15 protein-coding genes are annotated in these 15,846 nt (G+C 71.3%); 9 read left to right on the top strand and 6 right to left on the bottom strand.

From position 1 onward, the window contains the following. Window positions 1-102: 102 nt before the first annotated feature. From K1J60_RS07560 to K1J60_RS07525, 8 genes are all read left to right on the top strand, one after another. Window positions 103-909 carry a sensor histidine kinase gene (locus tag K1J60_RS07560; RefSeq protein ID WP_220645505.1) on the top strand — a complete coding sequence of 269 codons (807 nt, stop codon included), beginning with the start codon at window positions 103-105 and terminating at the stop codon, window positions 907-909. Further along, window positions 906-1,673 carry a response regulator transcription factor gene (locus K1J60_RS07555; protein ID WP_220645504.1) on the top strand — a complete coding sequence of 256 codons (768 nt, stop codon included), beginning with the start codon at window positions 906-908 and terminating at the stop codon, window positions 1,671-1,673. The genes K1J60_RS07560 and K1J60_RS07555 overlap by 4 nt, the downstream gene beginning before the upstream one ends. Window positions 1,674-1,826: 153 nt before the next feature. Continuing rightward, a complete protein-coding gene (locus tag K1J60_RS07550; protein ID WP_220645503.1) occupies window positions 1,827-2,906 on the top strand; it encodes an ABC transporter substrate-binding protein in 1,080 nt (359 codons plus the stop codon). After that, on the top strand, window positions 2,903-4,651 hold the full coding sequence (locus K1J60_RS07545; protein WP_220645502.1) for an ABC transporter permease: 1,749 nt from the start codon (window positions 2,903-2,905) through the stop codon (window positions 4,649-4,651). Before K1J60_RS07550 ends, K1J60_RS07545 begins: the two co-directional genes overlap by 4 nt. Further along, the gene (locus K1J60_RS07540) at window positions 4,648-5,778 is read left to right on the top strand and encodes an ABC transporter ATP-binding protein (protein WP_220645501.1); all 1,131 of its coding nucleotides are present in this window, start codon (window positions 4,648-4,650) and stop codon (window positions 5,776-5,778) included. The genes K1J60_RS07545 and K1J60_RS07540 overlap by 4 nt, the downstream gene beginning before the upstream one ends. Window positions 5,779-5,938: 160 nt before the next feature. After that, entirely contained in the window at window positions 5,939-7,558 is a 1,620-nt protein-coding gene (locus K1J60_RS07535) for an ABC-F family ATP-binding cassette domain-containing protein (RefSeq protein ID WP_220645500.1), read from the top strand. A gap of 58 nt (window positions 7,559-7,616) precedes the next feature. Continuing rightward, complete coding sequence (locus K1J60_RS07530) at window positions 7,617-7,880, top strand: DUF6158 family protein (protein WP_033529784.1); 264 nt, start codon at window positions 7,617-7,619, stop codon at window positions 7,878-7,880. Further along, window positions 7,877-8,470, top strand: a complete 594-nt coding sequence (locus K1J60_RS07525; protein WP_220645499.1) for a TIGR03086 family metal-binding protein — start codon at window positions 7,877-7,879, stop codon at window positions 8,468-8,470. Before K1J60_RS07530 ends, K1J60_RS07525 begins: the two co-directional genes overlap by 4 nt. A 147-nt stretch (window positions 8,471-8,617) precedes the next feature. Here the strand turns inward: K1J60_RS07525 and K1J60_RS07520 are convergent, their stop codons facing one another. The 6 genes from K1J60_RS07520 to K1J60_RS07495 form a co-directional block, all read right to left on the bottom strand. Continuing rightward, window positions 8,618-10,723 carry a catalase gene (locus K1J60_RS07520; RefSeq protein ID WP_220645498.1) on the bottom strand — a complete coding sequence of 702 codons (2,106 nt, stop codon included), beginning with the start codon at window positions 10,721-10,723 and terminating at the stop codon, window positions 8,618-8,620. Further along, window positions 10,723-11,265, bottom strand: a complete 543-nt coding sequence (locus K1J60_RS07515; protein WP_220645497.1) for a type 1 glutamine amidotransferase domain-containing protein — start codon at window positions 11,263-11,265, stop codon at window positions 10,723-10,725. Before K1J60_RS07515 ends, K1J60_RS07520 begins: the two co-directional genes overlap by 1 nt. An 89-nt stretch (window positions 11,266-11,354) precedes the next feature. Then, on the bottom strand, window positions 11,355-11,684 hold the full coding sequence (locus K1J60_RS07510) for a hypothetical protein (RefSeq protein WP_220645496.1): 330 nt from the start codon (window positions 11,682-11,684) through the stop codon (window positions 11,355-11,357). A gap of 161 nt (window positions 11,685-11,845) precedes the next feature. Beyond that, the gene (locus tag K1J60_RS07505) at window positions 11,846-12,328 is read right to left on the bottom strand and encodes a CBS domain-containing protein (RefSeq protein WP_220645495.1); all 483 of its coding nucleotides are present in this window, start codon (window positions 12,326-12,328) and stop codon (window positions 11,846-11,848) included. An 88-nt stretch (window positions 12,329-12,416) separates the two neighbouring features. Continuing rightward, window positions 12,417-12,890, bottom strand: coding sequence for a DUF2795 domain-containing protein (locus tag K1J60_RS07500; protein ID WP_220645494.1), 474 nt, complete (start codon window positions 12,888-12,890; stop codon window positions 12,417-12,419). A 94-nt stretch (window positions 12,891-12,984) separates the two neighbouring features. Continuing rightward, window positions 12,985-14,793: a thiamine pyrophosphate-requiring protein gene (locus K1J60_RS07495; RefSeq protein ID WP_220645493.1), complete on the bottom strand. Its 1,809-nt coding sequence runs from the start codon at window positions 14,791-14,793 to the stop codon at window positions 12,985-12,987. Window positions 14,794-15,026: 233 nt separating this feature from the next. Here K1J60_RS07495 and K1J60_RS07490 point away from each other — a divergent pair, with 233 nt between their 5' ends. Continuing rightward, window positions 15,027-15,815, top strand: coding sequence for an RNA polymerase sigma factor SigF (locus K1J60_RS07490; RefSeq protein ID WP_220645492.1), 789 nt, complete (start codon window positions 15,027-15,029; stop codon window positions 15,813-15,815). Window positions 15,816-15,846 lie beyond the last annotated feature (31 nt).

Below are 15,846 nucleotides of genomic sequence, written 5' to 3'. Positions count from 1 at the left end.
TGTCGGGTAGGGAACTGATTGTCGTACCGACGGAGGCCGTGCAGAATGCACGGGACCCGCCCTCGCCCCTCAGCTGAGGGCGGCTTCTGAGGAGGACGGGCCATGGTCACCGTCTGGTGGTTGTCGGTGGCCGCGCTCGGTGGCGCGGGAGTCGCCGCCCTGTCGACGTTCCTGCGGATGCGCGGGGCCGCCGCGGCCCGCATCGCGGAACTGGAACAGCTGGAGCGGCTCGTGGAGCGACGGGCGGAGCAGGTGACCGGGCTCAGCCACGAACTGCGCACACCGCTCAGCATGGTCAAGGGCGCGGTGGACCTGCTGCGCGAGGGGGCGCCGGGCCCGCTGACGGCGGCCCAGGAACGGCTGCTGCAGGTGGCCGATCACCAGTCCACGCAGGTCATCGGCCTGTGCGAGAGCCTGCTGATCCAGGCGAAGATCGAGGCCGGTCTCTTCACTCCGCGGATGGAGAAGGTGGACGTGTCGGTGCTGGTGCGCGACGTCGTCACCGCGATGCGCCCGCTGTGCGCCCAGCGCGACCAGCGGATCGGTCTGGACGTGCCGCAGGTGATGCCGAGGATCCCGGCGGACCCGATGCTCCTGACCCAGGCGCTGACGAACCTGCTGTCGAACGCCAGCCGGTTCACCACCACGGGCGGCAGCATCGACGTCCGGGTCGCGCTGATCGACACCGGCGTAGCGGTGTACGTCACCGACGACGGGGCCGGGATGACACGGGCGGAACGGCACCGGCTGTTCCACCGCTTCGCCACCGGGCGCCCCCTGGCCGACGGGACCGGCCTGGGTCTGGTGATCACGAAGACGGTGGTGGAACTGCACGGAGGCGAGATCATGGTGCACACCGCGTCGTCCCGTGGGACGACCTTCCTGTTGACGCTGCCGGACGCGTCATGACGGGGGAGACACGGACAGCGGCCGGGCCCACCGTGCTGGTGGTCGACGACGAGCCACAGATGACGATCATCATCGAGTTCGCCCTGCAGACACAGGGCTTCACGGTGCTCACCGCGCACGACGGGGCCACCGCCCTCAATCTGCTGCGCACCCGCGCCGTCGACCTGGTCGTCCTGGACGTGATGATGCCGGCGATGGACGGGCTCACCCTGTGCGGACGGATCCGGGCCCGCTCGGACGTACCGGTCATGCTCCTCACCGCGCTGTCACAGCACGACGACGTGATCGCCGGTCTGGAGCACGGCGCGGACGACTACGTGACCAAGCCGTTCCACCCGCGTGAGGTGGCCCTGCGCGCCCAGGCCCTGGTCCGGCGCCACCGCCGGGGCGGCGGAGCCGCGCTGAGCGTGGGCCGGCTGGTGATCGACCCGGTGGCGCAGTCGGCCCGCCTGGGCCCGCACCGGCTGGACCTGCCGTTCACGGAGTTCAAGCTGCTGACCCATCTCGCCTCCCGGCGGGGTGTGCCGCAGTCCTGGCAGGACCTGCTGCGGGAGGTGTGGGGCACCTCGGACCTGCTGGGAGGCCGGGACGTGGTCAAGTCCACGGTGTACCGACTGCGCTCGCGGCTGGCCGGGGTGCCGGGCGGCGCGGCGTACATCCGCACGCTGCGCGGGGTCGGCTATCTGATGCCGGACCTGCCGGCGGACGACGAGGACACCGAGGACGTCCCCACCGGCGCGCCGGACGGTCCGCCCGCCGGGTGACCGCCCCCGGCGGGCGCAGGTGACGTGCTCGGTGACGGCGCTGTCACCGGGGCTCACTCCGCCGTCACCGGGACCCCGTTCACCCGCTCCTAATCTGGCCGAAACATCGCCCGGCCGAGCCGTACCAGGCCTGAGAATGCGGAGGTCAACGCCGTGACACTGGTGACCAGGAGAAGACGCGCACGCCGTGGCGCGGCATGGACGACGGCCCTCGCGGCCCTGGCCGTCGCCGTCGCGAGCGGCTGCGCCCGCGACACCGTGCAGGCCGGCTCCGGACAGGACGGCGGCATCGTGCACGTGGCCTGCGGGGCGACCGAGGAGTGGTGCGCCGCCACCACGGAGCGGTTCGCCGAGACCACGGACCTGAAGGCCGACTTCGTCCGCCTCTCCAGCGGCGAGGCCCTCGCCCGGATCCAGGCCGGTGAGGGCAACGCCGAGTTCGACGTCTGGTACGGCGGACCCGCCGACGGATACGCGGCCGCCGGCGAGCAGGGCCTGCTGGAGCCCTACGTGTCGGCGAACGCCGCGGCCATCCCCGCCAAGTACAAGGACGCCTCCGGGCTGTGGACCGGCGTCTACGTCGGCGCGCTCGGCTTCTGCAGCAACAGGGAACTGCTGAAGGAGAAGGGCCTCGACGCCCCGGAGTCCTGGGCCGATCTCCTCGACCCGAAGCTCAAGAAGGACATCGGCATCGCACACCCCTCCACATCGGGCACCGCGTACACGGCCCTGTGGACGCAGGTGCAGCTGGCGGGCGGCGACGAGCCCGAGGCGCTCGACTACATGCGCGACCTCCACCCGAACGTGCTCCAGTACACCAAGTCCGGCGCGGCTCCCGCGCAGATGACGGCCCGCGGCGAGGTCGCCGTCGGCGTGATCTTCTCCCACGACTGCATAGCCACCCAGGAGGCCGGTTTCCCCGACCTCGAAGTGACCTTCCCGTCCGAGGGAACCGGCTACGAGACCGGCGGGGTCGCGCTGGTCAAGGGTGCGAAGAACCTCGCGAGCGCGAAGAAGTTCGTCGACTGGGCGCTGACCCCCGACGCCCAGGAGATCGGCCCGAGCGTCAAGGCGTACCAGTTCCCGACCAACCCCGCCGCCAAGGTCTCGGACAAGGTCGTCGACCTGGCGAGCATCAAGGTCGTGGACTACGACGCCGCCGAGGCCGGGGCGCGGAAGTCGGAGCTGACCAAGTGGTTCGACGAAGACGTCGCGCAGGCGCCCAAGTCATGACCGCGATCCTCTCCGAGCGCGAGCCGTCCACCCCCGCGCGGGTGGCGGCTCCGCGCCGGCGCCGCCGGACCGACCTGGGGGTCCGGGTCCTGATCGCCGTCGTCGCCCTGCTCGTGGTGGTGGGCGCCGTGGTGCCGCTGGCCGCCGTGCTCGCCACCGCCTTCGCCCCCGAAGCGCTGCCCCGCTACGCCGAGTTCTTCACCTCCTGGGTCGATCTCGTCGTCCTGCGCAACACCCTCGTCCTCGGCGCCCTCGTCGGCCTCTGCGGTACGGCGCTCGGCTTCCTGTTCGCCTTCGTGCAGACCCGCCTCGATGTGCCCGGCAAGAAGATCCTGCACGTCATCGCCCTGATGCCGATCGTCAGCCCGCCCTTCGCGATCGCCACCGCCACGGTCGTGCTGTACGGCCGGCGCGGTGTCGTCAGCAACGGCGTCTTCGGGGTGGAGTACGACGTCTACGGCCTGGACGGGCTGGTGTTCGTCCTGTCGCTGTCCCTCTTCCCGGTGGCGTATCTGGGGCTGCTCGGCATGCTGCGCGGGCTGGACCCGGCGCTGGAGGAGGCCGCCATGAACATGGGCGCCTCGCGGTGGCGGATCCTGCGGACACTGATCCTGCCGCTGGTGGCACCCGGTCTGGTCGCGCCGTTCCTGCTGCTGTTCGTGGAGGCCATCGCCGACCTCGCCAACCCCCTGGTGCTCGGCGGCGACTACACGGTCCTCGCCAGCCGCGCCTATCTCGCGGTCACCGGCGAGTACGACATCACAGGGGCCGCCGTCTACTGCGTGATCCTGCTGGTGCCGTCGCTCGCGATGTACTTCGGGCAGCGGCACTGGATGAGCCGCAAGGTCCGCACCACCATCACCGGCCGCCCCTCCGGCAGCGTCCACCTGATCACGGGCTGGGCACGCTGGCCCTTCTACGGCTTGGCCCTGCTGGCCGCCGCGGTGATCCTCAGCCTCTACGGCACGGTCCTCGTCGGCTCGGTGACCCGGGTGTTCGGCGTCGACAACACCTTCACCCTCGACTACCTCAAGGAGGTCGTCGCCGGGGTGGGAGTGGAAGCCGTCCTGGACACCCTCCGGTTCGCCGCCATCGCCACCCCCGTCGCCGGCCTCGTCGGCCTGGTCATCGCCTGGCTGGTCGTCCGGCACCTGGACCGTACGGCCTGGCTGCTCGACCTCGGCGGCACCCTCGGCGTCGCCGTCCCCGGCACCGTGCTCGGCATCGGCTTCGTCCTCGCCTACCGGCCCGACCGCTGGATCGGCCCGGTCCACGCCTTCCCCAGCCTGGTCGGCGGCAGCGCCGTCGCCGGGGGCGCGGTCGCCATCGTCCTGGCCTACGTCGTGCGCAGCGTCCCGGCGGGCCAGCGCACCGCCGTCGGCTCGCTCACGCAGCTGCACCCCTATATCGAGCAGGCGTCCACGGACCTGGGTGCCAGCCCCCTCCAGACGTTCCGCCGGGTGACGCTCCCGCTCATCCGCCCGGCACTGCTCACCGGGCTGAGCTACAGCTTCGCCCGCAGCATGACGTCCGTCTCGACGATCGTCCTGCTGGTCACCCCGCAGACGAAGATCATCACCTCCCAGGTCCTCAGCGCCGCGGGCACCGGCCGCTACGGCGTCGCCTTCGCCTACTGCACCGTGCTGACCGTGCTGGTACTGGCGGGCTTCGCCCTCATCCGTGTGCTCGTCGGCACGGGTGCCGCCCTCCAGCGCACCGCCACCTCCGAAAGGCAGAAGTCATGACCGCCGCCGCGCCCGAACTCACCCTCGCGCCGACGCGCGAGACCGACAGCGGACATCTGCGGCTCGACGCCCTGACCAAACGGTTCACCGGCCGCTCCGGCACCGTCACGGCCGTCGACAGCGTCTCGCTCGACATCGAACCCGGCGAGTTCATCACCCTGCTCGGCCCGTCCGGCTGCGGCAAGACCACCACTCTGCGCATGGTCGCCGGGTTCGAGGACTCCTCCAGCGGCAGCATCCTCCTCGACGGCAGGGCCATCGACGCCATGCCTCCCCAGCGCCGGCCCATGGCGATGGTGTTCCAGAGCTACGCGCTGTTCCCGCACATGACGGTCGCGGAGAACATCGCCTACGGGATGCGCCTGCAGCGGCGTACCCGCGACGACATCGCCACCAGCATGCGGATGGCCGTCACCAGCATGAACCTGGTCGGCCTGGAGGACCGCAGCCCGCACGAGCTGTCCGGTGGCCAGCAGCAGCGGGTGGCGCTCGCCCGCGCCCTGGTCGTGCAGCCGAAGGTCCTGCTCTTCGACGAACCGCTGTCCAACCTGGACGCCAAGCTGCGGGACGCGATGCGGGCCGAGATCCGGCGCATCCAGAAGATGTTCGGCATCACCAGCCTCTACGTCACCCACGACCAGGACGAGGCGATGAGCATGTCCGACCGGATCGTGGTGATGAACAAGGGTCGGGTGGAGCAGGCCGCCACACCGGGCGAGATATACGCCCGGCCGGCCAGCGTGTTCGTCGCCGACTTCATCGGCCGGGCGAACTTCCTGGAGGCGGTGCCCGAGCGGGTTGTCGACGGACGGGGCACCGTGACCGTCCTCGGCCGACGGCTCACCGTCGCGGCGCACCCCAAGGTGACCGCCAAGGCCGTCGGCGCCTATCTGATGGTGCGGCCGGAGACGGCGCGACTGTCCGCCGTCACCGACGGCGGCACCGGCATCGGCGCGGTCCTCCGCTCCACCTTCCACGGCGCGACGATCGACTACGAGGTGGAGACGACCGGCGGCACCGTCACGGTCACCGAGGCGGGCGTCGACCCACGCGACGCCCTGACCGAGGGGACCAACGTCGACGTCACCTTCGACCCGGACCGGGCCTATCTGCTCACCCAGGACTAGGGGAGGCGCCAGGGGCCGTTCGCCGACCACCGGCGAACAGCCCCTGAGCGGCGGTTCTCCCGTCCGGGTGGTCCGCCGCGACGGCCCGCGGGCCCAGCGAGGCGGTGAGATGGGGAAATGGATTTGCCCGGGCGTTCGTCCGCCTCGGACAATGCGCCCCATGGGACATCTCGAAGCCGCTCATCTGGAGTACTACCTGCCGGACGGGAGGGCGCTGCTCGGGGACGTGTCCTTCCGGGTGGGGGAAGGGGCGGTCGTCGCGCTCGTCGGGCCCAACGGGGCCGGCAAGACGACATTGCTGCGGCTGATCTCCGGGGAGCTGAAGCCGCACGGCGGATCGGTCACCGTCAGTGGGGGCCTCGGGGTGATGCGGCAGTTCGTGGGGTCGGTGCGGGACGAGACGACCGTGCGGGACCTGCTGGTGTCGGTCGCGCAGCCGGGGATCCGGGAGGCCGCGAAGGCGGTCGACGCCGCCGAGCACGGGATCATGACCGTGGACGACGAGGCGGCTCAGCTGGCTTACGCGCAGGCCCTCTCCGACTGGGCCGAGGTGCGCGGCTACGAGGCCGAGACCCTGTGGGACATCTGCACCATGGCCGCGCTCGGCGTGCCCTACGAGAAGGCGCAGTGGCGGCAGGTGCGGACGCTCTCCGGCGGTGAGCAGAAGCGGCTCGTCCTGGAGGCGCTGCTGCGCGGCACCGACCAGGTGCTCCTCCTCGACGAGCCCGACAACTACCTCGACGTCCCCGGCAAGCGCTGGCTGGAGGAGCGGCTGAAGGAGACCCGCAAGACCGTGCTCTTCGTCTCCCACGACCGGGAACTGCTCTCCCGCGCCGCCGAGAAGATCGTCAGCGTGGAGCCGGGGCCGGCGGGCGCGGACGCCTGGGTGCACGGCGGTGGGTTCGACACCTACCACGAGGCCCGGCGGCAGCGCTTCGAGCGCTTCGAGGAACTGCGGCGCCGCTGGGACGAGAAGCACGCCCAGCTGAAGAAGCTGGTGCTGACGCTCCGTCAAGCGGCGGCGGTCAGCCATGAGATGGCCTCGCGGTACGCCGCCGCCCAGACCAGACTGCGCAAGTTCGAGGAGGCCGGGCCGCCGCCGGAGCCGCCGCGCGAGCAGGACATCACCATGCGGCTCAAGGGCGGCCGTACGGGCGTGCGGGCCGTGACCTGCGAGGGACTTGAGCTCACGGGCCTGATGAAACCCTTCGACCTGGAGGTCTTCTACGGCGAACGGGTCGCCGTCCTCGGCTCCAACGGCTCGGGCAAGTCCCACTTCCTGCGGCTGCTCGCCGGCGACGACGTGGCCCACACGGGGGTGTGGAGGCTCGGCGCCAGGGTCGTCCCCGGACACTTCGCGCAGACGCACGCCCATCCCGAGCTGGAGGGGCGGACGCTGCTCGACATCCTGTGGAAGGAGCACGCGCAGGACCGGGGGGCCGCCATGTCCCGGCTGCGCCGCTACGAGCTCACCAGACAGGCCGAGCAGCCCTTCGACCGGCTCTCCGGGGGCCAGCAGGCCCGCTTCCAGATCCTGCTCCTGGAGTTGCAGGGCGTCACCGCACTCCTGCTCGACGAACCCACGGACAACCTCGACCTGGAGTCGGCCGAGGCTCTCCAGGAGGGTCTGGAGGCCTTCGACGGGACGGTCCTCGCCGTCACCCACGACCGCTGGTTCGCTCGTTCGTTCGATCGCTATCTGGTCTTCGGCTCCGACGGCCGGGTCCGGGAGACCCCGGAGCCGGTCTGGGACGAGCGACGCGTGGAGCGCGCCCGCTAGGGCCCCGCGCCCCGGGCTCCCGCGCGGGAGCCCGGGACGCGGGATCTTCGTACAGTGGATGGAGGACCACCGAGATCGGGGTACCACCATGACCGGAGTGCACCCGGACCAACTGGACGATCAGCAGTTGATGAAGGAACTGGAGTCGATCCACCGCACGCGGCACGACACGCTGCTGCACGGGTCGAGCGAGGCGTTGCGCACCCACAACGAACGGATGGCCCAACTGGAGGGCGAGTATCTGCGTCGCCACCCACGCCGGCCGGTCGTCCCGGGCCGTACCCGCGACGGCGCGCGGGATCGAGGGCCGGCGGCGACATGAGACCCGGGGCGAATGCGGGGACGCGTGCGCTGCTCGACCGGCACGCCGAGGCCCAGGACCTCTTCGGCACGCGGGTCCACGCCGTCCGGGACGACCAGTGGGGGGCGGACACGCCCTGCGCCGAGTGGTCGGTCCGTGACCTCGTCAACCACCTCGTCTCCGAGCAGCTGTGGGTGCCCTCGTTGGTACGGGACAGCTGCATGATCGAAGAGGTCGGCGACACGTTCGAAGGGGATCTGCTGGGGCCCGACCCCGCGGCCTCCTGGGACACCGCCGCACACTCCGCGCGCGAGGCGTTCACGGCGCCCGGCGCGCTCGACCGCACGGTCCACCTGTCCTACGGCGACACTCCGGCGACCGCGTACTGCGCGCAGATGGTCGCCGACCTCGTCGTGCACGCGTGGGATCTGTCGCGGGCGATCGGGGCGGACGAGCGGCTGCCGGGGGAGTTGGTGCGGTTCGCGATGGACGAGATCGCTCCGTACGCCGGTGACCTGGAGAAGAGTGGGCTGTTCGGGGCGCCGGTGACTCCGCCCGCGGGGGCCGATGCGCAGACCAGGTTGCTGTGTCTGCTCGGGCGGAGGCCTTAGGGCCCTGGGCCGGTCCAGGGGCGGGCTGATCGTGCGTCGCGGGGCTCGGGTGCGTCGTGGTTGCTCGCGCGATTCCCGCGCCCCTGAACGACGGAAAGCACTGGGGCGCCCCTCTTCGAGAGGCGCCCCAGGTGCGTGTCGTCGCCGTCAGCTGCGGGTCGGTGGGCGGTTCCAGTGGCGGTGGGCCGCGATCGCCGACACGAACTCCCTGGTGAAGTCCTCGCTCGCGGTGCCCTGGGCCGTGTCCGTCACCACGCCCCGGTCCGCCACCACATGGTGGAACTCGGAGGAGAGACGGACCCCCTCGGGTCGGAGGGCGGCGACGACACCGACGCCGGACCCCAGGGCGCCGATCGGCTTGCCGTGCCGGTAGGCGTCGCGGACGAAGCGCATGGCGTCGGGGTCGGTCGCCTGGGGCGGGGTGCCGACGGGACCACCGGGGAGGAGTACGGCGTCGTACAGGACGGACGCCACCGTCGGCAGGGCCCGGTCCACGGTGTACTCCGCGCCGTCCGCGCCGCGTACGGTGCCGTCCTGGGCCGCCAGCGCCTCCACGATCGCCCCCTCGGCCGCCAGCGCCTCCCGCACAGCGGTCACCTGCTCGGCGTCCACACCGTCGGCGACCAGCACGGCGATCTGCCGGGTACGGATGGAACCGGGGCCGCGCTGCGCCTCCAGGCTGAGGGCCGGAGAGGTGAGCTTGTACGCCACCGGCTCGGCGTCCGACGGGACGGGCACGCCGATGCCCTTCGCCACCTCGGCCGCCAACTCCGGGTCCACCTTGGTCAGTTGCTCCACCGTGCGGGCGCGGACGGAGAGGGCGCCGACCTTGCCCAGTTCGAAACGGAAGGCGGCCACGATGTGCTGCTTCTCCCAGGGCGCCATGCTGTTCCAGAACATGGCGGGCTGGCTGTGGTGATCCTTGAAACTCTCGCTGCGGCGGCGGATCTTGGCGCCGTCGACGCGCTCGGCGAGGTGCGTGTACGCGTGCGGGTCGACGCCCGCGTGGGCCGGGCAGCCCCCGCCGAGGGAGTTCGGGAAGTAGTTCGTGCCGCGGTGGATCGCCGACTGGTGATAGCCGTCGCGGTGGTTGGTGCGCACGGGGGCCACGGGGCGGTTCACCGGCAGCTGGCTGAAGTTGGGGCCGCCGAGGCGGATCAACTGGGTGTCCAGGTAGGAGAAGTTGCGGGCCTGCAGCAGCGGGTCGTTGGTGAAGTCGATGCCCGGGACGACGTTCGCGGTGTGGAAGGCGACCTGTTCCGTCTCCGCGAAGAAGTTCTCGGGGTTGCGGTCCAGCACCATACGGCCGATCGGCCGCACCGGCACCTGCTCCTCGGGGATGAGCTTCGTGGCGTCGAGCAGATCGAAGTCGAAGGCGAACTCGTCCTCCTCCGGCACCAGTTGGACGCCCAGCTCCCACTCGGGGAACTCACCGGCCTCGATGGCGTCCCACAGGTCCCGGCGGTTGAAGTCCGGGTCCCGGCCCTGGCACTCCTGCGCCTCGTCCCACACCAGCGAGTGCGTGCCCAGCTTCGGCTTCCAGTGGAACTTCACGAACGTGCCCCGCCCGTCGGCGGTCACGAAGCGGAAGGTGTGCACGCCGAAGCCCTGCATCATGCGGTAGCTGCGCGGGATCGCCCGGTCGGACATCAGCCACATGATCGCGTGCAGTGTCTCCGGCTGGAGGGACACGAAGTCCCAGAGCGTGTCGTGCGCGGACGCGCCCGTCGGGATGTCGTTGTGCGGCTCCGGCTTCACCGCGTGCACGAAGTCGGGGAACTTGATCCCGTCCTGGATGAAGAAGACCGGGAAGTTGTTCCCGACCAGGTCGTAATTGCCCTCGGACGTATAGAACTTGGTCGCGAAGCCGCGTACGTCCCGCACGGTGTCCGCCGAGCCGCGCGGTCCCTGCACGGTCGAGAACCGTACGAAGACCGGGGTGCGGACCGACGGGTCCTGGAGGAACGCGGCGCGGGTGAACTCCGCACAGGACTCGTACGGTTCGAAGTACCCGTACGCGCCCGCGCCCCGGGCGTGGACCACCCGCTCCGGGATCCGCTCGTGGTCGAAGTGGGTGAGCTTCTCCCGGAAGTGGAAGTCCTCCATCAGGGTCGGCCCGCGCTCACCGACGGTCAGTGAGTCGTCGGTGTGGTCGACGGCCACGCCCTGGTCGGTGGTGAGGGGGCCCGAGGCCGGGTCGACCGGGTGGGCCGCCTCACGCTGCTCCTGCTTGCGGTCCATGGGTGAGCTCATCAGGCGGCCTCCTGGGAAAAGACATCGAGGAACGCCTCACAGAACGCCTTGAGGTCGTCCGGTTTGCGGCTGGTCACCAGCTTGTTGGAGCCGTGGTCGCAGATCCTCACCTGCTCGTCCACCCAGGTGCCGCCCGCGTTGCGGATGTCCGTGCGCAGACTCGGCCACGAGGTCAGGACCCGGCCGCGCACCACGTCCGCCTCCACCAGCGTCCACGGCGCGTGACAGATCGCCGCGACGGGACGGCCCCGCTCGAAGAAGGAGCGGACGAACGACACGGCCTGGTCGTCCATGCGCAGGAAGTCCGGGTTCGCCACCCCACCGGGCAGGACCAGCGCGTCGAACGACTCGGCCGGAGCCTCGCCCACCACGGCGTCCACGGCGAACGTGTCCGCCTTGTCGAGATGGTCGAAGGCCTGGATCCGCCCGGACTTCGTCGACACCAGCACGGGTTCGTGACCGGCGTTCTCCGCCGCCTGCCATGGCTCGGTCAGCTCGATCTGCTCGACACCCTCGGGTGCTGTCAGGAATGCGATACGCATGGCTGCTCGATCTCCTCTCCTTGCCTTGTTCCGTGCCTTGTTCGGTGCCTTGTTCCGTGTTCCGTGTTCCGTGCCTGGTAGGCCGTCGGTCACGGGGCCACCACGCGCAGGGTGCGCAGCTCCGGGTCCGACGGATCGGGTACGTACATGCCGTGTGCACCCCGGATCCGAGGTAGGGCCCGCTCCAGGACCCTGCCCGACATCCGCCGGTCGTCGAGCCCGTTGCGGGCGAGTACGTCCGAGGCGAACACATCGGGGCCGAGCGTCAGGGCGACCCGGGCGTCCACACCCGTACCGCCCTTGTGGCCGGGCGGTGAGAAGGGCCGACGGCCGGTGCGCCGGTAGTGCTCCAGGGCCTCCAGGACGGGGGTACGGGAGCGGTCGGGCCGCTGATCGGTGCTCACGCTGTCGTCGTCCATGGTCTCCGTGCCGGTCGCTGTCCGAGCGGGTGGTGCCGGGGTCGTGGGGTGCCGGGTGGTCGGGGCGGGCCGCGGGCGGCGGGCCGGGCGGCCGCGAGCCGGTGCGGCGGGAGGGGGCGGGGCCCGGCCCCGGTCCGGCGGACCGAAGCCGGGCCGCTCCGTCAGGCCGGGACCGGACCCGGGCCGATCCCGGGGCCGCCCCCGGAGGCCGGGTCCGTCCCCGGCCAGGGCTCCGGTTCCGCCCGGCTGATGTGGGCGAGCGCCGAGCCGGGGTCCTGGGCGACGGCCAGGTCACCGAGGCTGACCATGCCCACCGGGTGCCCGTCCTGCACGACGGGGAGCCGGCGTATCGCGTGGTCGCGCATCAGCTCGACCGCGGCGGCCACCGCGTCGTCCGGGCCGACCACGACCGGGTTCGGGGTGCAGACGGCCTGGGCGCTCACCGTCAGCGGGTCCGCACCGTCGGCGACGGCCCGCAGGGTGATGTCGCGGTCGGTCAGGACCCCGATCACCTGCCCGTCGGCCGCCACGAGCACATCCCCGATGTTCTCGGCGCGCATCAGCTGAGCCGCCTCCACGAGCGAGGCGTCCGGGCGGACCGCCACCGCTCCTGGGGTCATGACTTCCCTCACGAACTCGGCCATGGTCTCCGGGCCTTTCCTCGCTCCGCCCCGGCCGGGGGGCACGCCCGCATCGGCGTGACCTTGCCCGCAGTACCCGCGAGCTGGGGGCCTATGTGTCCCCGTCGTGTGCGGATTCCGTGGCGTCCGCCGGAGGCCGTGCGGCACCGCCCCCCGTCCGCCCGCTCTCCCCGGACTCACCGCTCTCGTCCTGGACCTGGACCACGGCCTCCGCGAGCTGGTGGGCCGAGTCGTAGCGCGCCTTCCGCGGCAGCCGCTCCAGGGGCGCCACGAGCCCGTCCGGGGCGTGCCGGCCCCGCAGGGTCCGGATCAGCTCGGCGGGGCCCGCCGGGAACGACGTACGGCCCAGGATCCGGGCCAGTTCGAGCCGTAGCGCCTCCACCCGGGCGGGCGCCCGGCTCGGCGTCACCGGCCCGTACGCCACCTCCGGGTCGTCCTCGGCGTAGGGCTCGGGGTCGTTCCACTCCTCCGTCCGGGTGGGATGCCCCGAACGGAGCAACCCCTGCAGTTCGTGCTTCATCTCGTCGTCGCGGTGGGCGCTCAGCCGGTCGCTGCCTCGCTGCATGACTCCCCTCCAGATGGGTTGGTGGCCCCCCGCGTACCCGAACCCCCGGCACCGACACGGAGGCCGGGCCAGGGATCGAGGGCCGGGCGGCGGCTCACGACGCGCTGTCGTCCTTCGACCTGGTGCCCGGCAGGAACTCCTGCAGCTTCGCCTTGAAGCCCTGCTTGACCATGGACGCCCGGTCGGCGTCGCCCTTGAGGATCGAGGCGGCCGTGGACTCCATCTGCTCCCAGGTCGCGTGCGGCGGGATCGGGGGCACCGCCGGGTCGGTGAGGAACTCCACCACCGCCGGACCGTCCGCCGAGAGGGCCGCGCGCCAGCCCGCCTCGACGTCCTCGGGCTTCTCCACGCGGATCCCGGTCAGCCCGAGCGAGCGCGCGAAGGCGGCGTACTGGACGTCCGGCAGCTCCTGCGAGGGCAGGAAGGAGGGCTCGCCGCCCATCGCCCGCAGCTCCCACGTCACCTGGTTGAGGTCGTGGTTGTTCCAGACGGCCACCACCAGCCGCGGATCCTCCCAGCGGTCCGCGTACTTGGCCGCCGTGATCAGCTCCGCCATGCCGTTCATCTGCATCGCCCCGTCCCCGACCAGGGCGATCGCCGGACGGTCCGGGTGTGCGAACTTCGCGCCGATCGCGTACGGCACCCCGCAGCCCATCGTCGCCAGCGTGCCCGACAGCGAACCGCGCATGCGTCCGCGCATGGTGATGTGCCGGGCGTACCAGTTCGCCGCCGAACCGGAGTCCGAGGAGATGATCGCGTCGTCCGGCAGCAGCGGATCGAGGGCGTGGGCCACCAGCTCCGGGTTGATCGGATCGGCCGACAGCTCCGCGCGACGGGCCGTCACCTCGCGCCAGCGCGCCACCCCCGCGCACACCTCGTCGTACCACTCGCGGCCCCGCTCCGGATCGATCAGGGGGATCAGCCGCTCCAGCGTCGCCTTGGCGTCCCCGACGAGATTCACCTCGTACGGGTAGCGCATCCCGACCATGTGCGGGTCGATGTCGATCTGCACGGCCCGCGCCTTGCCGAAGTCCGGCAGGAACTGGGAGTACGGGAACGACGAGCCGATGGTCAGCAGCGTGTCGCAGTCGCGCATCAGCTCGTACGACGGGCGCGTGCCCAGCAGCCCGATCGAGCCGGTGACGTACGGCAGTTCGTCGCTCAGCGCGTCCTTGCCGAGGAGCGCCTTGGCGACGCCCGCGCCGAGCAGCTCGGCGATCCGGGTCACCTCGGCACGGGCACCGGCGGCGCCCTGCCCGATGAGGATCGCGACCTTGTCGCCGGCGTTCAGGATCTCGGCGGCCCGCTCCACCGACTCGGTGGACGGCACCGTCGTCCAGGCGCCGCCGCCCAGGCTGGAGGGGACCATCTTGAACTCGTGGGTCGGCGCCGAGTACTCCAGTTCCTGCACGTCACCGGGGACGATGACGGCCGTCGGCGCGCGGCGGGCGCGGGCGGTGCGGATCGCCCGGTCGAGGACGTTCGGCAGCTGCTCGGGCACGGTCACCGTCTCGACGAAGTCCGAGGCCACGTCCTTGAACAGGGTGTGCAGGTCGACCTCCTGCTGGTAGGAACCGCCCATCGCGCTGCGGTGCGTCTGGCCGACGATCGCCAGCACCGGCACATGGTCCAGCTTGGCGTCGTACAGGCCGTTGAGCAGATGGATCGCGCCCGGACCCGACGTCGCCGCGCACACCCCCAGCCGACCGGAGAACTTGGCGTACCCGACCGCCTGGAACGCGGACATCTCCTCGTGCCGGGACTGGATGAACCGGGGCCGGTCCTCGGCCCGGCCCCAGGCCGCGAGCAGCCCGTTGATGCCGTCCCCCGGATATCCGAATACCTGTTCGACTCCCCATGCGCGCAGCCTCCGCAAGATGTGATCGGCGACGGTGGTGCTCATACTGGACCTCCCGGGGTGTGATCTCCCGAGCGAGTCACCCGCGGGCGGAACGGAAAACTTCGAATGTGTTTGCCGTGCATGATCCGGGGCAGGCGCATAACAGTGCTTCGGACAGGAGGCACGTCCGTGGAAGAGGCGATCATTCCATCCCGGATGTGCTGTCTCGTGCGCACGTCCGCGCCCCCACGGTGACCGTCCATCCCAGAGCGCCATCCAGGGAGTTGCGACGCACCATGCGTACTCAGGCCAAGCACCACCCGCACGACGACGCCCCCGACACCGCGGAGGCCTTCCGTCGACTGGCCGCACTTCCCGCAGGTCAGCAGCGGGACACCCTGCGTGATCAGATCATCGAAGCGTGGCTCCCCATGGCCGAACGGCTCGCGGGCCGGTTCCGCAGCCGCGGCGAGAGCTACGAGGACCTGCGCCAGGTCGCGTACCTCGGCCTCGTCAAGGCCGTCGACCGCTACGACCCCGAGCGCGGCAACGCCTTCGAGAGCTATGCCGTACCCACCGTCACCGGTGAGATCAAGCGGCACTTCCGGGACCACATGTGGACCCTGCACGTGCCGCGCCGGGTCCAGGACCTGCGCAACCGCGTGCGGTTCGCCAGTCAGGACCTGTCCCAGACGATCTCCGGGCGGCGCCCCACCGTCGCGGAGATCGCGGCGCACGCGAACATGAGCGAGGAGGACGTCCAGGTCGGGCTGGAGGCCCTGGAGAGTTTCACGGCGCTGTCGCTGGACGCGGAGCTGCCGGGGAGCGAGGACGGCTACTCGCTGAGCGACGCGCTCGGGTCGATGGATCCCGCGCTGGACACGGTGGTGGACAGGGAGGCCGTGAAGCCCCGCCTGGCCGCGCTGCCGGAGCGGGAGCGGGCGATCCTGTACATGCGCTTCTTCGGAGACATGACGCAGAGCCGCATCGCCGAGCAGTTGGGGATCTCCCAGATGCACGTGTCGCGCTTGATCAGCCGGTGCTGTGACCGGCTGCGGGACCAGGTGATGAAGGATGCGGTGTAGCTCCGCCGGGTGAGCCGGGGGTGCCGTGGGG

This window comes from Streptomyces akebiae, from assembly GCF_019599145.1.
Lineage (GTDB): Bacteria > Actinomycetota > Actinomycetes > Streptomycetales > Streptomycetaceae > Streptomyces > Streptomyces akebiae.
This window is presented reverse-complemented; position numbering and strand designations above follow the sequence as displayed.

Coding starts and splice junctions, on each gene's coding strand:
- K1J60_RS07560 (WP_220645505.1), top strand. CDS start 103: ATGGTCACCGTCTGGTGGTTGTCGGTGGCCGCGCTCGGTGGCGCGGGA.
- K1J60_RS07555 (WP_220645504.1), top strand. CDS start 906: ATGACGGGGGAGACACGGACAGCGGCCGGGCCCACCGTGCTGGTGGTC.
- K1J60_RS07545 (WP_220645502.1), top strand. CDS start 2,903: ATGACCGCGATCCTCTCCGAGCGCGAGCCGTCCACCCCCGCGCGGGTG.
- K1J60_RS07540 (WP_220645501.1), top strand. CDS start 4,648: ATGACCGCCGCCGCGCCCGAACTCACCCTCGCGCCGACGCGCGAGACC.
- K1J60_RS07535 (WP_220645500.1), top strand. CDS start 5,939: ATGGGACATCTCGAAGCCGCTCATCTGGAGTACTACCTGCCGGACGGG.
- K1J60_RS07530 (WP_033529784.1), top strand. CDS start 7,617: ATGGAGGACCACCGAGATCGGGGTACCACCATGACCGGAGTGCACCCG.
- K1J60_RS07525 (WP_220645499.1), top strand. CDS start 7,877: ATGAGACCCGGGGCGAATGCGGGGACGCGTGCGCTGCTCGACCGGCAC.
- K1J60_RS07520 (WP_220645498.1), bottom strand. CDS start 10,723: ATGAGCTCACCCATGGACCGCAAGCAGGAGCAGCGTGAGGCGGCCCAC.
- K1J60_RS07515 (WP_220645497.1), bottom strand. CDS start 11,265: ATGCGTATCGCATTCCTGACAGCACCCGAGGGTGTCGAGCAGATCGAG.
- K1J60_RS07510 (WP_220645496.1), bottom strand. CDS start 11,684: ATGGACGACGACAGCGTGAGCACCGATCAGCGGCCCGACCGCTCCCGT.
- K1J60_RS07505 (WP_220645495.1), bottom strand. CDS start 12,328: ATGGCCGAGTTCGTGAGGGAAGTCATGACCCCAGGAGCGGTGGCGGTC.
- K1J60_RS07500 (WP_220645494.1), bottom strand. CDS start 12,890: ATGCAGCGAGGCAGCGACCGGCTGAGCGCCCACCGCGACGACGAGATG.
- K1J60_RS07495 (WP_220645493.1), bottom strand. CDS start 14,793: ATGAGCACCACCGTCGCCGATCACATCTTGCGGAGGCTGCGCGCATGG.
- K1J60_RS07490 (WP_220645492.1), top strand. CDS start 15,027: ATGCGTACTCAGGCCAAGCACCACCCGCACGACGACGCCCCCGACACC.